General features: G+C 65.9%; 14 protein-coding genes and 2 pseudogenes. 15 read left to right on the top strand and 1 reads right to left on the bottom strand.

Annotation, left to right across the window (positions count from 1 at the left end; all coding sequences use genetic code 11):
- The 15 genes and pseudogenes from gltX to AAIO73_RS11670 all read left to right on the top strand — a co-directional run bounded on the left by gltX (window position 1) and on the right by AAIO73_RS11670 (window position 15,058).
- Window positions 1-1,431 carry a glutamate--tRNA ligase gene (gltX, locus tag AAIO73_RS11735; RefSeq protein ID WP_345878283.1) on the top strand — a complete coding sequence of 477 codons (1,431 nt, stop codon included), beginning with the start codon at window positions 1-3 and terminating at the stop codon, window positions 1,429-1,431.
- A gap of 17 nt (window positions 1,432-1,448) precedes the next feature.
- Window positions 1,449-2,732, top strand: a complete 1,284-nt coding sequence (locus AAIO73_RS11730; protein ID WP_345878280.1) for a citrate synthase — start codon at window positions 1,449-1,451, stop codon at window positions 2,730-2,732.
- Between the two features lies 1 nt (window position 2,733).
- Window positions 2,734-2,940 (top strand): hypothetical protein, encoded by a 207-nt coding sequence (locus tag AAIO73_RS11725; protein WP_110154250.1) that lies wholly within the window; start codon window positions 2,734-2,736, stop codon window positions 2,938-2,940.
- Between the two features lie 266 nt (window positions 2,941-3,206).
- Window positions 3,207-3,515 carry an STAS domain-containing protein gene (locus tag AAIO73_RS11720; protein ID WP_345878276.1) on the top strand — a complete coding sequence of 103 codons (309 nt, stop codon included), beginning with the start codon at window positions 3,207-3,209 and terminating at the stop codon, window positions 3,513-3,515.
- The gene (locus AAIO73_RS11715) at window positions 3,512-3,880 is read left to right on the top strand and encodes a response regulator (RefSeq protein ID WP_345878275.1); all 369 of its coding nucleotides are present in this window, start codon (window positions 3,512-3,514) and stop codon (window positions 3,878-3,880) included. The genes AAIO73_RS11720 and AAIO73_RS11715 overlap by 4 nt, the downstream gene beginning before the upstream one ends.
- The gene (locus tag AAIO73_RS11710) at window positions 3,877-5,853 is read left to right on the top strand and encodes a chemotaxis protein CheA (RefSeq protein WP_345878274.1); all 1,977 of its coding nucleotides are present in this window, start codon (window positions 3,877-3,879) and stop codon (window positions 5,851-5,853) included. Before AAIO73_RS11715 ends, AAIO73_RS11710 begins: the two co-directional genes overlap by 4 nt.
- Entirely contained in the window at window positions 5,840-6,361 is a 522-nt protein-coding gene (locus tag AAIO73_RS11705; protein WP_345878272.1) for a chemotaxis protein CheW, read from the top strand. Before AAIO73_RS11710 ends, AAIO73_RS11705 begins: the two co-directional genes overlap by 14 nt.
- A pseudogene (locus tag AAIO73_RS20300) lies at window positions 6,252-7,097 on the top strand (MCP four helix bundle domain-containing protein); the annotation flags it as partial. The gene AAIO73_RS11705 and the pseudogene AAIO73_RS20300, both read left to right, overlap by 110 nt.
- A gap of 84 nt (window positions 7,098-7,181) precedes the next feature.
- A pseudogene (locus tag AAIO73_RS20295) lies at window positions 7,182-8,177 on the top strand (methyl-accepting chemotaxis protein); the annotation flags it as partial.
- Complete coding sequence (locus AAIO73_RS11695) at window positions 8,174-8,656, top strand: chemotaxis protein CheW (RefSeq protein ID WP_345878269.1); 483 nt, start codon at window positions 8,174-8,176, stop codon at window positions 8,654-8,656. The pseudogene AAIO73_RS20295 and the gene AAIO73_RS11695, both read left to right, overlap by 4 nt.
- A gap of 93 nt (window positions 8,657-8,749) precedes the next feature.
- A complete protein-coding gene (locus AAIO73_RS11690) occupies window positions 8,750-10,675 on the top strand; it encodes a methyl-accepting chemotaxis protein (protein WP_345878268.1) in 1,926 nt (641 codons plus the stop codon).
- Window positions 10,676-10,742: 67 nt separating this feature from the next.
- Entirely contained in the window at window positions 10,743-11,594 is an 852-nt protein-coding gene (locus AAIO73_RS11685; protein ID WP_345878266.1) for a CheR family methyltransferase, read from the top strand.
- Between the two features lie 2 nt (window positions 11,595-11,596).
- On the top strand, window positions 11,597-12,673 hold the full coding sequence (cheB, locus tag AAIO73_RS11680) for a protein-glutamate methylesterase/protein-glutamine glutaminase (RefSeq protein ID WP_345878265.1): 1,077 nt from the start codon (window positions 11,597-11,599) through the stop codon (window positions 12,671-12,673).
- A 42-nt stretch (window positions 12,674-12,715) separates the two neighbouring features.
- Window positions 12,716-14,407, top strand: coding sequence for a hypothetical protein (locus AAIO73_RS11675; protein WP_345878264.1), 1,692 nt, complete (start codon window positions 12,716-12,718; stop codon window positions 14,405-14,407).
- Between the two features lie 69 nt (window positions 14,408-14,476).
- Window positions 14,477-15,058: a biliverdin-producing heme oxygenase gene (locus AAIO73_RS11670; protein WP_345878263.1), complete on the top strand. Its 582-nt coding sequence runs from the start codon at window positions 14,477-14,479 to the stop codon at window positions 15,056-15,058.
- Here the strand turns inward: AAIO73_RS11670 and AAIO73_RS11665 are convergent.
- Window positions 15,035-15,643 carry a TetR/AcrR family transcriptional regulator gene (locus tag AAIO73_RS11665; protein ID WP_345878261.1) on the bottom strand — a complete coding sequence of 203 codons (609 nt, stop codon included), beginning with the start codon at window positions 15,641-15,643 and terminating at the stop codon, window positions 15,035-15,037. The genes AAIO73_RS11670 and AAIO73_RS11665 overlap by 24 nt on opposite strands.
- Window positions 15,644-15,689 lie beyond the last annotated feature (46 nt).

Here is a 15,689-nt window from a genome sequence, read left to right as displayed (position 1 = left end):
TTGGGCGCAACCACTTCCGCGACGCCTGTCGTCACCCGTTTCGCGCCGTCGCCGACCGGCTTTCTCCATATCGGCGGTGCGCGCACCGCGCTGTTCAACTGGCTCTATGCCCGTCGCCATGGCGGTCGCTTCCTGCTGCGGATCGAGGATACCGATCGCGCGCGCTCGACCCAGCCGGCCATCGACGCGATCCTCGAGGGCATGCGCTGGCTCGGCCTCGACTGGGACGGCGATGCCGTGTTCCAGTTCGCCCGTGCCGATCGCCATGCCGCCGTCGCGCATCAGCTGCTCGCCGCCGGTCATGCCTATCGCTGCTATGCAACGCCCGAAGAATTGACCGCACTGCGCGAGGAACAGCGCGCCGCCGGCAAGCCGATCCGCTATGACGGACGCTGGCGCGACCGCGCGCCCGAGGATGCGCCCGAAGGCGCTCCGTTCGTCGTCCGGCTGAAGGCACCGAAGGAAGGGTCGGTGACGATCCCCGATCAGGTGCAGGGCGAGGTGACCGTCGCCAATGCCGAACTCGACGATTTCGTCCTCCTTCGTTCGGACGGTACGCCGACCTATATGCTCGCGGTGGTGGTCGACGACCATGACATGGGCGTCACGCACGTCATTCGCGGCGACGACCATCTCAGCAACGCGTTCCGCCAACTCGCGCTGATCCGCGCGATGGACGCGGTCGAGGGCGGCTGGCCCGATCCGGTCTATGCCCATGTACCGCTGATCCACGGTGCCGACGGTGCCAAGCTGTCGAAGCGCCACGGGGCGCTGGGCGTCGAAGCATATCGCGACGAACTGGGCGTGCTGCCCGAGGCGCTGAACAACTATCTGCTGCGGCTCGGCTGGGGCCATGGCGACGAAGAGATCATCAGTCGCGAGCGCGCGACCGAGGTCTTCGATCTGTCGGGCGTCGGGCGCTCGCCGTCCCGTTTCGATACGAAGAAGCTGCTGAACCTCAACGGCCATTATATCCGCGAGGCTGACGATGCGCGGCTGACCGCGCTGGTCGCCGAACGCCTGCCCGACGGGATCGACCGCGAGCTGTTGCAGCGCGCCATGCCGGTGCTGAAGGTGCGTGCCGCCGATATCAACGAGCTCGCCGCCAATGCCGCCTTCTTCTTCAAGTCGCGCCCACTGCCGATGGACGACGGCGCCACGACGCTGCTCACGCCCGAAGCACGTGCGATTCTGTCGCAGTTGCACGCCAAGCTTGACGCACTCGCAGCATGGGATACGGAGACGATCGAAGCTGCGGTACGCGAAGTGGCGGAGGCGGCGGGGTTGAAGCTGGGTGCCGCCGCGCAACCGCTTCGCGCCGCGCTGACGGGGTCGCGCACCTCACCGGGGATTTTCGACGTGCTCGCTTTGCTGGGCCGCGACGAAAGCCTTGGCCGCATCGAAGATCAGATGGCCAAACCGGCCGCATAACCAACAGGAGACGCCAGATGGCCGATAACGCTAAACTGCAGGTTGCGGGCAAGGACGTCGAATTTCCGGTTCGATCGGGGACGATCGGCCCGGACGTCATCGACATCCGCAAGCTTTATGCGCAGACCGGCGCCTTCACCTACGATCCGGGCTTCACCTCGACCGCCAGCTGCGATTCGGCGCTGACCTATATCGATGGTGACGAAGGCGTGCTGCTGCATCGCGGCTATCCGATCGGTCAGCTGGCCGAGGAATCGTCGTTCATGGAGGTCGCCTATCTCCTGCTCAACGGCGAACTACCGTCGGGCGAGGAACTGGGCAACTTCACCACCACGATCAGCCGCCACACGATGCTGCATGAACAGCTCGCGACCTTCTATCGCGGTTTCCGCCGCGACGCGCACCCGATGGCGATCATGTGCGGCGTCGTCGGCGCGCTGTCGGCCTTCTACCATGATTCGACCGACATCACCGATCCGACCCAGCGGACGATCGCGTCGCACCGGCTGATCGCCAAGATGCCGACGATCGCGGCGATGGCGTATAAGTACAGCGTCGGGCAGCCGTTCCAGTATCCGGACAATTCGCTCAGCTACACCGGCAACTTCCTGAAGATGACCTTCGGCGTACCGGCCGAGCCCTATGAAGTGAACCCGGTCGTCGAAAAGGCGCTGGATCGCATCTTCATCCTGCACGCCGATCACGAACAGAATGCGTCGACCTCGACCGTCCGTCTCGCCGGTTCGTCGGGTGCCAACCCGTTCGCCTGCATGGCCGCCGGCATCGCCTGCCTCTGGGGTCCGGCGCATGGCGGCGCGAACGAAGCCGCGCTCAACATGCTGCGCGAGATCGGCACCCCCGAGCGGATCCCGGAATATATCGCCCGTGCCAAAAACAAGGACGATCCGTTCCGCCTGATGGGCTTCGGTCACCGCGTTTACAAGAACTACGACCCGCGGGCGACGGTGATGCAGAAGACGGTGCGCGAAGTGTTCGAATCGCTCGGCGTCAACGATCCGGTGTTCGAAACCGCGTTGCGGCTGGAAGAACTGGCGCTGTCGGACGATTACTTCATCGAGAAGAAGCTGTTCCCGAACGTCGACTTCTATTCGGGTGTCATCCTGTCGGCGATCGGTTTCCCGACCACCATGTTCACCGCGCTGTTCGCGCTCGCCCGCACCGTCGGCTGGGTCGCGCAGTGGAACGAAATGATCTCGGACCCCGAACAGAAGATCGGCCGTCCGCGTCAGCTCTATACCGGCCCCACACAGCGCGATTACGTGCCCGTGGGCCAGCGCTGACATGCGCATTGTCCGGCGGGCGCTGACGATCGTCGGTGCGATCCTCGCGTTCGTCGGACTGTTCTGGCTGGGTCAGGGGATGGGGATCATCCGCTGGCCCGCTAGTTCCTTCATGATCGACCAGTATCTCTGGGTCGTCACCGGATCGGTCGTAGCGGCAGCCGGGCTGCTCCTGATTCTCATCGCGCGGCGCCTGCCCCGCCGCTGATCCCGCGACTCGCGACGCAGCAACCGAATTTCCGCCGATAATATTTCGGTCTTCGGTATTTTCGACCAGATCGGTCCAATCAGCTGCTCGTCGGCGTATACCGTCAGGTTGCGCAAATTACTGTTTTCTTTGGAAACAGAATGGATGGTGCGCTCTCGCGCATTAACCATCCGGTAACTATGCCCCTTCTGTTTCCGCCTCGTACTTAAATCGATCTTAATCCCGAACTGCGAAGAAGCTCGCAGTTCTTTTGGGGGCAAGATCACATGAGTACTGCTTTCTGCCTGCCGTCAAATCTATCGATGGCGAACATCGCCGCAGTCGTCGACGATTTGCGCGCATTGCCGCCCGGCGGCGACCTCGTCCTCGATGCGACCGGTCTGACGGGACCCGACCTCAGCGTCCTGCAACTGATCGAAAGCCTGCGCGCACAGGCGCGGCTGCACGACGCGTCGGTCAGCCTTGCCGCCCCGGCAGACGAACCCCTTACCGCCCTGCTGCATCGTGCCGGTTTCGTCGCCGCGATGACGCCCGACGACAACGCCTTCTGGTTCCACGGAGTGCCCTTGCAATGACCGCTTCCATTCTTGCCGTCGATGATTCCGCCAGCCTGCGCATGGCGATCCGCATCGCGCTGACCGGTGCTGGCTATACCGTGACCGAGGCCGGCGACGGCGTCGAAGGGCTGACCAAGGCGACGGCGACCAAGTTCGACATGATCGTCACCGATCTGAACATGCCGAACATGGACGGACTGTCGATGATCCGCGAACTGCGCAAGCAGCCGGCACAGGCGGGCGTCCCGATCATCTTCCTGACCACCGAATCCGATCCGGAAATGAAGAACCAGGCCAAGGCCGCCGGCGCCACCGGCTGGCTGGTCAAGCCGTTCGTGCCCGACCAGCTCGTGAAGGTCGCGCGCAAGGTGCTGGGCCGGTGATCGCCGACGATCCGATCGCCGCCTTCCGCGTGGAGGCGGGCGAGGTGCTCGATCAGGTCGAGCAGGCGCTGCTCGACCTTGGCCACCGCCTCGACGATGCCGATCTCGTCAACGCCGTCTTCCGCGGGCTGCATACGCTGAAGGGCTCGGGCGCGATGTTCGGCTTCGACGCGCTGGCTGGCTTCACCCATCACTGCGAAACCGCGTTCGATCGCGTCCGCAAGGGGCAGGTTCCCGCCACCGCCGGACTGGTGTCGGTCATCCTGTCCGCACAGGATCACATGCGCGCGCTGGTCGAGGGCGACGCCCCCGCCGCCGAGGGCGACGCGATCCTCGCCCGCCTGCAGGCGGCGATCGACGAGGCATCCGGCATCACTCCGGCCGCCGCCCGCGCACCGGTCGCTACCGGCTGGCAGATCGCGTTCCGACTGCCCGCCGATGCGATGGCCAACGGCACCAACCCGCTGATGCTGCTCGATGAGTTGCGCGAACTGGGCGACTGCACCGTCGTCGCGCGGACCGACAAGGTCCCGCCGCTCGCCGATCTGATCGCGACCGAATGCCATATCGGCTGGGACGTGACGCTGGTCGGCGACGTGAAGCGCGACGATATCGAGGATGTGTTCATCTTCGTGATGGACGACATGGAATTGTCGATCGAACCGCTCGGCCTAGCCGATGCGGACGCGGCAGCCGAGGATACGGCGACCGACGAAGCACCGGTCCTCGCCGAAGCCGCCGCACCGATCGCGACCGCAGCGACCGCCGACAGCCCCGCCGCCCGTTCGACCGCCAAGGCCGAGGAAAGCGTGCGCGTCCCCGCCGGACGGCTCGACGCGCTGATGGACCGGGTCGGCGAACTGGTCATCGCCCAGAGCCGCCTGTCGCAATGCGCCAATCGTGGCCAGGACCTTGTCCTGCGCTCGGTCTCCGAGGAAATCGAGCGGCTGGCCGGTGAACTCCGCGACACGATGATGGTGCTGCGCATGGTGCCGGTCGGCTCGCTCTTCTCGCGCTTCCGCCGTCTGATCCACGACCTGGCGCGCGATACCGGCAAGACGATCGAGTTCGAAACCGCCGGCGAAGCGACCGAGGTCGACAAGACCGTGATCGAACGCCTGTTCGATCCGATGGTCCACCTGATCCGCAACAGCTGCGACCATGGCCTCGAAACGCCCGAGGACCGCATCGCCGCCGGCAAGCCCGCCGCCGGTTCGGTAAAGCTCGGCGCGCATCAGGCCGGTGGCGAAGTCGTCATCACCATCCGCGACGATGGCCGCGGCATCAACCGCGCCCGCGTCCGCGCCAAGGCGGAGGCGAACGGCCTGATCCAGCCCGATCAGCCGCTCACCGACCACGAACTGCTGCAGATGATCTTCGCGCCCGGTTTCTCGACCGCCGCGACCGTCACCAACCTGTCGGGCCGTGGCGTGGGTATGGACGTGGTGAAGCGTACGATCGAAGGGTTGCGCGGATCGATCGACGTCCAGTCGACCGAGGGCGAGGGATCGTTGATCGCACTGCGCATCCCGTTGACGCTGGCGATCATCGACGGCCTGCTCGTGCGGGTCGGCAGCGGACGCTACGTCATTCCGCTGACCGCGGTCGAGGAATGCATCGAACTCTCGCTCGAGGACGATATGCGCCATCGCGGCCGCAGCCTCATCACGCTGCGCGAAAAGCTGGTGCCGTTCCTGCGCCTGCGCGAAGTCTTCGCCACCGACACCCGGCCCGATCCGTTCCAGAAGATCGTCGTCGTGTCGACGCCGCAGGGCCGGGTCGGTCTGGTCGTCGACCAGATCATCGGCAACCACCAGACGGTCATCAAGCCGATGTCGGCGCTCCACCGCGACGCCGCCACCTTTGCCGGCGCGACGATCCTCGGCGATGGCGAGGTCGCGCTGATCCTCGACATTGCCCAGCTCATCGCGCTCGGCCAGCCTCGTGAGGAGACGCTGCGTGCAGCCGGATGAACATTGCCAGGCGACCGGCCTGGTCCCGTGGAACAGCGACCGACAGCTCGAAGTGCTGGTTTTCGACCTGGGGGGGCAAAGCTTTGCGCTCGAGGCGGTGCTGGTCCGCGAAATCCTCGACATGATGCCGGAGACGCGGGTGCCCGGCGCGCCCGCGCTGGTCGGCAACGTCATCAACTTTCGCGGGCGGATCATTCCGCTGGCCGACCTGCACCTCGCCTTTGGCATGACGGTACCGGAACCGACCAAGGACAGCCGCATCGTCGTGATCGAACTCGATCTCGACGGCGAGCCGATGATCATCGGCCTGCGTACCGACAAGGTGCACGAGGTCGCGACCTTCTCCGCCGCGACCAGCGAGGACGCGCCGGTCGTCGGCCTGCGCTGGAAGCGCGAGCATGTGCGCTCGCTGGTCCGGCATGGCGACGACGACATCGTCGTGCTGCCCGATCTCGAAGCCGTTTTCCAGACGATCACGCACGGCGCCGCCGCTGCATCCATTCACTGATTCCCGTTTTCCGGGGGGGGTTCCACCAATGCGCGCTACGATAAAGATGAAACTCGCCGTAACATTCGGCGTAGTAATTGCGATGTTGTTGGCGGTCATCGTCATCGGCGTCACCAAGATGTCGGCGATGAACACCGGTATCGTCGACGTTATCGAAGGTCCGGCAGCGCGGCAGACGCGTTCGCTGAACGTCCAGGTCGGCGTGAACGAACTGCTGCGACTTGAAAAGAACATGGCGTTGACGAGCGACGATGACCTCACCCGCCAGTTCGAGCAGCAGGCCGTCGTCAAGGTTGCCAAGGTCGACGACCTGATCCGTCTCGGCGTGGCCAATGCCAGCCCGCAGGCAAAGCCGGAATGGGACAACGTCGCCGCGAAGTGGAATGAATATAAGCCGGTGAACCGCAAGATTCGCGATCTCGCCCTGGCGAACAAGAACGTCGAGGCGGGTCAGATCTCGGTGACCCAGTCGCGCGCGCTGATGACCGACCTGTCGAAATCGCTCGACGCCATCGTCGCTCGCAATGCCGATCGCATGACCGAAGCACGGGCCGAAACGGAAGCCAGCTACGAGAATGCCCGCACGATCCTGATCATCGTTGCCGTCGCGGCGGTACTGGTCGCGCTGATCGGCGCACTCTGGATCAGCTTGATCGTTTCGCGCGGCCTGAAGCGGGTCAGCGTCGCCCTCGATGCGGTGGCGATCGGCGACCTCGACAACGAGGTGACCGTGACCACCAACGACGAGATCAAGGATCTGGTCGACACCGTCAACCGCATGACCATGGCGCTCCGCAAGTCGGCGGCGCTGGCCGACACGATCGCGGGCGGCGACCTGACCGTCGATCACACGCCGCTGTCGGACAAGGACAAGCTGGGCCATTCGCTCGTGTCGATGGTCGACCGCCTGCGCAACGTCGTGGGTGACGCTTCTGCCGCCGCGGATAACGTTGCAGGCGGTAGCCAGGAACTGTCGGCTTCGTCGGAACAGGTCTCGCAGGGTGCGACCGAACAGGCCGCCGCCGCCGAGGAAGCCTCGGCGTCGATGGAACAGATGGCTGCCAACATCAAACAGAACGCGGACAACGCGGCACAGACCGAGAAGATCGCTCGCCAGTCGTCGAAGGACGCCGAAGCCAGCGGCGTCGCGGTCGACCGCGCGGCGAAGGCGATGCGGACGATTGCCGAAAAGATCGGCATCGTGCAGGAAATCGCCCGCCAGACCGATCTGCTGGCGCTGAACGCGGCGGTGGAAGCGGCGCGGGCCGGCGAACATGGCCGCGGCTTCGCGGTGGTTGCCTCGGAAGTCCGCAAGCTGGCCGAACGCAGCCAGACGGCAGCCGCCGAGATCAGCGCGGTGTCGGGCGACACGGTGCAGGCGGCGGCGCAGGCCGGCGAGATGCTGACCAAGCTGGTTCCCGACATCCGCCGGACCGCCGAACTGGTGTCGGAGATCAGCGCCGCATGCCGCGAGCAGGATATCGGCGCGTCGCAAATCAACCAGGCGCTGCAACAGCTCGATCAGGTCACGCAGCAGAACGCCTCAGCGTCCGAACAGATCACCTCGACCTCCGAAGAACTGGCCGGACAGGCGGAGGAATTGCAGCAGAGCATCGCCTTCTTCCGCGTCGATGACAATTCGGTCGCAACGACCAAGCGTCCCGCCGCGCGCAAGCCGAAGGCGAAGCCCGCCGCTGCACCAAAGGGCAAGCCGAACTCGGTTGCCGACCAGCAGGCCCGTGCCCGCGGCTTCGCGCTCGACCTGATGCAGGGCGGGCCGGACGGCGACGACGCAGCCTTCGGACGTGCGGCATGAGCGCCGTCGGTCCCGTGCAGGTCGTGACCTTCGGCTTGGGAGATGAGGTGTTCGCCGTCCCCGTGACCATGGTCCGCGAGATCCTCGACTATACGCCTGCCTTCCGCGTGCCCGGCGGACCGGACTGGATGCTCGGCCTGACCGACGTGCGTGGTCAGGGTGTGCCGATGGTCGATCTGCGCACCCGGCTGGGCCTGTCGCCGGTCGATCCGACGCTCGCGACGCGAGTGCTGATCGTCGACGTCGCCCTGCCCGACCGGACGCTCGCGCTGGGGCTGGTGGTGGACCGGGTGATCGCGGTCGCGACCTTCGAACGCGACCGGCTGGAGTCGGCACCCGATGTCGGCATGCGCTGGCGCTCCGACTATATCGAGGGGGTGGTGCGCGAGGCCGACGGCTTCGTCGTCATCATCGACGTCGCCCATGTCTTCGCCACCGACGAGGCAGCCGACATCACTGCGCTGGCACACGCCGCCTGAACTACGCCGGGTCGTGGCGATCGTCGCGGCCCGGTCCCTTCCCACCCGCCCCGCCTTTCAGGACGCCATCGGGCCATCAGAAAGAGGTTGAATATGTCTGCATTTCTTCAGTTCAAACGCTCCTCGCGCCCCGAAACTGCGATCGCGGAAGTTCGTGCCCTGACTCAGGCGTTGGCCGATGGCGACCTGTCGCGCCGCCTGCGTGAGGACCACACCACCGGCGAGGCGCGCGAGATGCTGATTTCGGTCAACGCGCTGCTCGACGCTGCGCTGGGTCCGGTGGTGCGGATCAACGAAGCGGTGGCGCAGGTGCGCGCCGAGCACGATCGCGGCGATATCGACGTCATGCTGGTGCCCGATGCCTATCGTGGCGACCTGCGTATCATGGCGGAACGCGTCAACGGGCTGGTCCGCGCGCATATCGACGTCAAGAAGGCGGCGATGGCCTGTATCGGCGAACTGGCCACCGGCAATTTCAACGTGCCGTTCGAAAAACTGCCGGGCAAGAAGGCGTTCATCAACGACGCCATCGAAACGCTGCGCGGTAACCTCAAGACGCTCATCGCCGAAATGAATCATATGTCGGCCGAACATGATCGCGGGGATATCGACGTGCGGGTAGCTGCGCAGCAATTCCCCGGCGATTTCGGCGTCATGGCGCGCGGCATCAACGACATGGTCGAAGGCCATATCGCGGTGAAGAAAAAGGCGATGGCCTGTATCAAGGCGTTCGGCGAGGGCGATTTCGAAGCGACGCTGGAACAGTTTCCGGGCAAGAAAGCGTTCATCAACGACACGGTTGAAACGCTGCGCACCAATTTCAAGGATATCATTGGCGAGATCCAGCGGCTGATCGCGGCATCGACCGCCGGCCGGTTGAGCGAACGTGGCGATACCGCGCGGTTCCGGGGCGATTTCGCGAAGATGGTCGACGGGATCAACGGCATGCTCGACGCCATCCTGCTGCCGATCGGCGAAGGGAACCGTGTCCTCCGACTCGTGAGCGCCGGCGACCTGACCCAGCATGTCGAGATCGACTGCGATGGCGATCATCAGCGGATGAAGGACGCGATCAACACGCTGATCGACAATCTGACCCGCTTCGCCAACGACGTTTCGGGCGCGTCCAACCAGGTTGCGAGCGGCAGCCAGGAACTGTCGGCGTCGTCCGAACAGGTCTCGCGCGGCGCGACCGAACAGGCGGCGGCCACCGAGGAAGCGTCGGCGTCGATGGAGCAGATGGCGTCGAACATCAAACAGAATGCCGACAACGCCGCCCAGACCGAGAAGATCGCGCGGCAGTCGTCGAAGGACGCCGAAGCCAGCGGCGTTGCGGTCGAACGGGCCGTCGGCGCGATGCGCACCATCGCCGAAAAGATCGGCATCGTGCAGGAAATCGCGCGGCAGACCGATTTGCTGGCGTTGAACGCCGCGGTCGAGGCGGCGCGGGCAGGCGAACATGGTCGCGGCTTTGCCGTCGTCGCTGCCGAAGTCCGCAAGCTGGCCGAGCGCAGCCAGAGTGCGGCCGCCGAAATCAACGCGGTGTCGTCCGATACGATGCAGGCAGCGGGCCAGGCAGGCGATATGCTGACCAGGCTGGTCCCGGACATCCGCCGTACCGCCGATCTGGTGTCCGAGATCAGCGCCGCCTGCCGCGAACAGGATATCGGCGCGTCGCAGATCAATCAGGCGCTGCAGCAATTGGATCAGGTGACGCAGCAGAATGCCGGCGCCGCGGACGAAATCTCCTCCACCGCCGAGCAACTGTCGAGCCAGGCCGCCGAGCTGCAATCGAGTATTGCCTTTTTCCAGGTTGATGCCGGTACAGCCGCCGCACCGCGCCGTCCTGCGGCGAAGCAACCGGCCCGTTCCAGGTTGCCTGCCGCCGCGGCCAAACCCACGGGCAGGACGAAGCCGAATTCGATCGAAGACCAGCAGTCCCGGGCGCGCGGCTTCGCGCTCGACCTGACGCAAGGTGGCCCCGATGGCGACGATGTCGACTTCGGACGCGCTGCCTGAACCCGCGCGGGGGCGGTGACCGCCGTCCCCGCCCTTCCCTGTCGCCTCAACCAGAAAGCACCGCCGCATGTCCGCCGCCTTGGCTCAGACCACACCCCCCGGCGACCGCCTCAGCCCGCACAAATTCGCGAAACTCGCCACGCTGATCTACGATCAGACCGGGATCAAGATGCCGCGGACCAAGGCGACGATGCTGGAGGGCCGGTTGCAGCGGCGGCTGCGCGACACCGGCATGGCGACGTTCGATCAATATTGCGATCACCTGTTCGACGGGCGCGCCGCGCCGGGCGAGCTGGTCCACCTCATCAATGCGGTGACCACCAACAAGACCGATTTCTTCCGTGAACCCGGTCATTTCGACTATCTGGCCCAGACCGTGCTGCCGACGATCGCCGCGACCGGGCAACGTCGCATCCGCGCGTGGAGCGCCGCGTGCTCGACCGGCGCGGAGCCGTACACCATGGCGATGATCCTCGACCAGTTCGCGCAAGGCGGCGGTCCCGATTACGGCATCCTCGCCACCGATATCGACACGACGGTGCTGGAAACCGCCCGGCGCGGCATCTACCCGGCCGAACTGGTCCAGCCGGTGCCGGCGGCGTTGCGTCAGCGCTATGTCGCCACGCCGGTCGACCGCGCGTCGCGCGACGTGCGCATCGTGCCGTCGCTGCGTTCGGCGATCGGGTTCGCGCGGCTGAACCTGATGGACGCCAGCTATCCGGTGGGCGAACCGATGGACATCATCTTCTGCCGCAACGTGCTGATCTATTTCGACAAGGATACGCAGGAAAAGGTGGTGCGCCGGCTGTGCGACTGCCTGCGGCCCGGCGGCTATCTGTTCCTTGGCCATTCGGAATCGATCGCCGGCATGGACCTGCCGGTCTCGACCGTTTCCTACACCGTTTTCATGAAGGACTGAGCATGGCCAAGATCCGCGTCCTTGTGATCGACGACAGCGCCAGCGTGCGCCAGGCGATGACCGGCATTCTGAACGAAGACCCGGAAATAGAGGTGATCGCCGCCGCCGCCGATCCGTTCGCTGCCGCGCGCTACATCCAGGAAGAGATTCCCGATGTCATTACACTCGACGTAGAAATGCCCCGCATGGACGGCGTCACCTTCCTGCGCAAGCTGATGAGCCAGCGGCCGATTCCCGTGGTGATGTGCTCCTCGCTGGTCGAGGAGGGATCGGAAACGCTCCTCCATGCGCTGGAGGCGGGCGCGGTCGACGTGATCCTGAAACCGCGCCTCGGCGTCGCAGACCATCTGAACGATTCCAAGATGCGGATTCGCGACACGGTGAAGGGCGCCGCCCGTGCCCGCTTACGCACCCGCACCCCGTCGAGCCGCATCAATTCCCCGCCCGCGAAGCTGACTGCCGACGCCGTCCTGCCGCCGCCCACGGGCCGCGCGATGAGCCGCACCACCGAAATGGTGGTGTGCATCGGCGCGTCGACCGGCGGGACCGAGGCGTTGCGCGAATTACTGGAGGAATTGCCCGCCAACTCGCCCGGCATCGTCATCGTCCAGCATATGCCCGAAAGCTTCACCCGCGCCTTCGCCAAGCGACTGAACAGCCTCTGCCAGGTCGATGTGAAGGAAGCCGAGGACGGAGACACGGTGATGCGCGGCCATGTGCTGATCGCGCCCGGTGGCCTGCGCCACACGTTGCTCGAACGGCAGGGAGCACGTTATGTCGTAGCGGTGCGCGAAGGGCCACTGGTCTCGCGCCATCGCCCGTCGGTCGACGTGCTGTTCCGATCGGCCGCGCGCAATGCCGGGTCGAACGCGGTCGGCATCATCATGACCGGCATGGGCGACGATGGCGCACGCGGCCTGCTGGAGATGAAGCAGGCCGGTGCCCGCACCTTCGCGCAGGACGAAGCGACCTCGGTCGTGTTCGGAATGCCAAAAGAGGCGATAGCCCGCGGCGCCGCCGACAAGGTCGTACCGCTCCAGAATATTGCCCGCGAACTACTGCTGGCGACGGCACGATGATCTCCCCCGCCGCTACCTTCCTCCTCGCCTAGGACCCCTGACATGCAGCACCTTCGGATTGATTTGTCACAGGGTCAGGCGATCGACGCCGCCGATCTGAAACGCACGCTGGCGCTGATGGCGGCGAGCATGGACGCACGCTTTGTCCGAGCCGGCACCACGCTTGCCACTGCGATCGACACGATCGACCGCATCATCGCCTCGATCGAGGGAGTGACCGGCGCCCTCGACGAGAGCGTCGCGGGCATCGCCGTCACCGGCCTGAAGGATGTCGCTGCACAACTCGAAGCGCTGCCGGTGGTACAGATCGAGCGCGAGGCCGACATGGCCCGGATCGGCACCGCCTCGCGCGTGCTGCGCGACCATGTGATGGACATGCGACAGGCGCTGCGCGTGCTCCATATCTATGGCATGAACATCAAGATCGCCGCTTCGGGCGAGGCCGCCTTCGTCGGTTTCGTCAACGACATGGGGCAACGCCTTGCGGCGGGCGAGGAGCATCTCGAAGGATTTCTCGCCAAGTTGAAGGAACTGTCGACCAGCGTCGGCAGCGTGCAGCAGGCCGGCCGGCTGCTGGCCGCCGAGGCGAAGAAGATCCTGCCCGCCGTGCCGCAGCGGCTGACGCGCGACGCCGATGCGCTGCACGGCCATCTGGGCGACGTCGCGGCCATGGCCCGCGAGGTTTCGGAGATAGCGCGCACCGTGCAGGGCCGCGTCGCGACGATGCTCGGCGCGTTGCAGGTCGGCGACAGCACCCGCCAGCGGGTCGAGCATGTCGTCTCGGGACTGCAACTGCTCGAAGGGCTGACCCTGCCCGAACCGGCGCTGGCCGAAGTCACCGGCGTCGTCCACCATCTGCTCGCCGCGCAGCTGGAGGCGAGTTCGGTCGATTTCGACCGCGACGCCGCCCGGCTGGTCGCTTCGCTGAAAGCGCTGCAGCCCGATACCAACGCGCTGCTGACGCTGGTCGAGGACGATGCCGGCCGCAACGGTCGCCCGTTCCTTGCACAGATCGACGAGGCGGTCGGCGAGATCCCGGTCATCACCGGACAGTTGCAGGAGGCGGATCATCGCTCGGCGGCGATGCTCGACCTGATTGCCGAAACCGTCGACGAACTGACCGGTCGCCTCGCCCATCTCCAGCGCGTGCAGTTCAACGTCCAGGACATTGCCACCAACACCCGCCTGTTGTGCCGTCGCCATGGCGATCTGGGCAAGGCGGTGTCGGTCGTGGCGGGCGAAGTCGATATCTATGCCCATTCGCTCGGCAACGCGATGCGCGGCATTGGCGCGCCGATCCGCGAACTGGCCGAGGTCAACGCCGCGCTGACCGCTAAACGCGGCGACACGGTCGGCGGCGACATGGGTACGAAACTCGCCCAGGCGCTCGGCGTCATTCGCGAAGGCTGCCAGCGCACCGAGATGGCGGTCCGCGAAGGCGGCGACGATGCCCGCCAGTTGATCGACCTGCTGACGACCACCGGCGACGAGATCGGCGCCGAGCTCGAACTGGGCGCGACGATGCGGCAATCGGCGATCGTGCTCGCTGTCAGCACGCTGCCACAGGACCTGTCGGAAGATGCGCTGGCCACGCTCGGCACGCTGCTACCGCAGATCGCCGCGCTCTACACCATGGCGCAGGAACGTGACATCCACGCCGCCAACGTGCCGCCCTGCTTCGTCGTGGCAAGCGCCGTCGTCGAGGAGGATGAGGACGACGACGGGTTGTTCTGATCGCGGGCGGCGCGTTCGGTACGGGGCGCGCCGCTATCCCCGGCGCCCCCGAGCCGCTAGACGAACTTGGTGTCCACCTCCCTGCCCCCGACCCGTTCGCAGCGGCTGAAGGCCGCGACTACCGATCTGCACGACCGGCTCGACGCGCGGATCATGGCGCTCGATCCCTTCGCCGCACCCGACCGCTACGTCCGCTTCCTGCTGGTGCAGCAGGCGTTTCATGCCGCGCTCGCTTCGCTGTACGCCGACCCCGCATTGCAGTCGCTGGTCCCCGATCTGGCCGAACGCGACCGGTCTACCGCGATTGCCGCCGACCTGTCCGCCGTCGCGCTGCCGCCGCCTGCGGTTCCCGATTTCGCACCGGTCGAAGCCGACGATGTACCGACCGCGCTGGGCTGGCTGTACGTTGCCGAAGGATCGTCGCTGGGCGCGGCGTTCCTCATCAAGGCGGCACAACGTATCGGCTTCGACGCCGATCATGGTGCGCGGCATCTTGCCGGCCATCCCGATGGTCGGGCCGCGCACTGGCGGCGCTTCACCGCCGCGATCGACGATGCGGCGATGACCGAAGCCGACGAAGCGCGGATGATCAGCGCCGCCCGCACCGCCTTTGCCCGCTTCGCTTCGCTAACCGAGGCGGCCTTCGCCTGACGCGACGGCCAGCGTCTCGCGCACGCGGGCCAGCGCCATCTCGACCGGTTCGCTCTCGCCCATCAGCGCGAAGCTGCCGGTCAAATCGAACATGCAATGGCCATGGACGGTCGCGACCAGCGACCGGGCGAGATGCGGCGCGTCGGCCGCCTTGTCGGGCGGCAGCACCGCCGCGATCTCGTCGACCACGATCCGGGTCAGTTCGCCGCGCTGCCGGTGGTCCTCTTCGGGCAACACGAAGTCGCCGGGCAGATGATGGTCGTAGATCGCCAGCCACAGATTGCGGTTGGTCCGTGCAAAGGCGAAATAGCGTTCGACCAGACAGCGGATGCGGTCGCCGCTGCACGCCGACAGCACTGATTCGAGATCCCGCGCCCACATGCCGAAGGTCCGCGTGTTCAGCGCGACGACGAACCGGTCATAGCTGCCGAAGACATTGTACAGCGTCCCGATCGAATAGCCGATCCGCTTGGCGACCTCGCGCGCCGAAAACCGGGCGAAGCCGACCTCGGCCAGATGGCGGTGCCCCTCGACCAGCAGCATGTGTTCGATTTCCGCGCGGCTGTGATCCGACCTGCGTCCCATGACCGGCGTGATAGCATCGAACGCGGCCGATGCGACCGCGAAAACC

It is taken from the genome of Sphingomonas epibiotica, assembly GCF_039615155.1.
GTDB lineage: Bacteria > Pseudomonadota > Alphaproteobacteria > Sphingomonadales > Sphingomonadaceae > Sphingomonas.
Note: the sequence above shows the minus strand (reverse complement) of the source record. Positions and strands in the feature narration are given on the sequence as shown.

Coding starts and splice junctions, on each gene's coding strand:
- AAIO73_RS11720 (WP_345878276.1), top strand. CDS start 3,207: ATGAGTACTGCTTTCTGCCTGCCGTCAAATCTATCGATGGCGAACATC.
- AAIO73_RS11685 (WP_345878266.1), top strand. CDS start 10,743: ATGTCCGCCGCCTTGGCTCAGACCACACCCCCCGGCGACCGCCTCAGC.
- AAIO73_RS11690 (WP_345878268.1), top strand. CDS start 8,750: ATGTCTGCATTTCTTCAGTTCAAACGCTCCTCGCGCCCCGAAACTGCG.
- AAIO73_RS11715 (WP_345878275.1), top strand. CDS start 3,512: ATGACCGCTTCCATTCTTGCCGTCGATGATTCCGCCAGCCTGCGCATG.
- AAIO73_RS11695 (WP_345878269.1), top strand. CDS start 8,174: ATGAGCGCCGTCGGTCCCGTGCAGGTCGTGACCTTCGGCTTGGGAGAT.
- cheB (WP_345878265.1), top strand. CDS start 11,597: ATGGCCAAGATCCGCGTCCTTGTGATCGACGACAGCGCCAGCGTGCGC.
- AAIO73_RS11665 (WP_345878261.1), bottom strand. CDS start 15,643: ATGGGACGCAGGTCGGATCACAGCCGCGCGGAAATCGAACACATGCTG.
- AAIO73_RS11730 (WP_345878280.1), top strand. CDS start 1,449: ATGGCCGATAACGCTAAACTGCAGGTTGCGGGCAAGGACGTCGAATTT.
- AAIO73_RS11675 (WP_345878264.1), top strand. CDS start 12,716: ATGCAGCACCTTCGGATTGATTTGTCACAGGGTCAGGCGATCGACGCC.
- AAIO73_RS11725 (WP_110154250.1), top strand. CDS start 2,734: ATGCGCATTGTCCGGCGGGCGCTGACGATCGTCGGTGCGATCCTCGCG.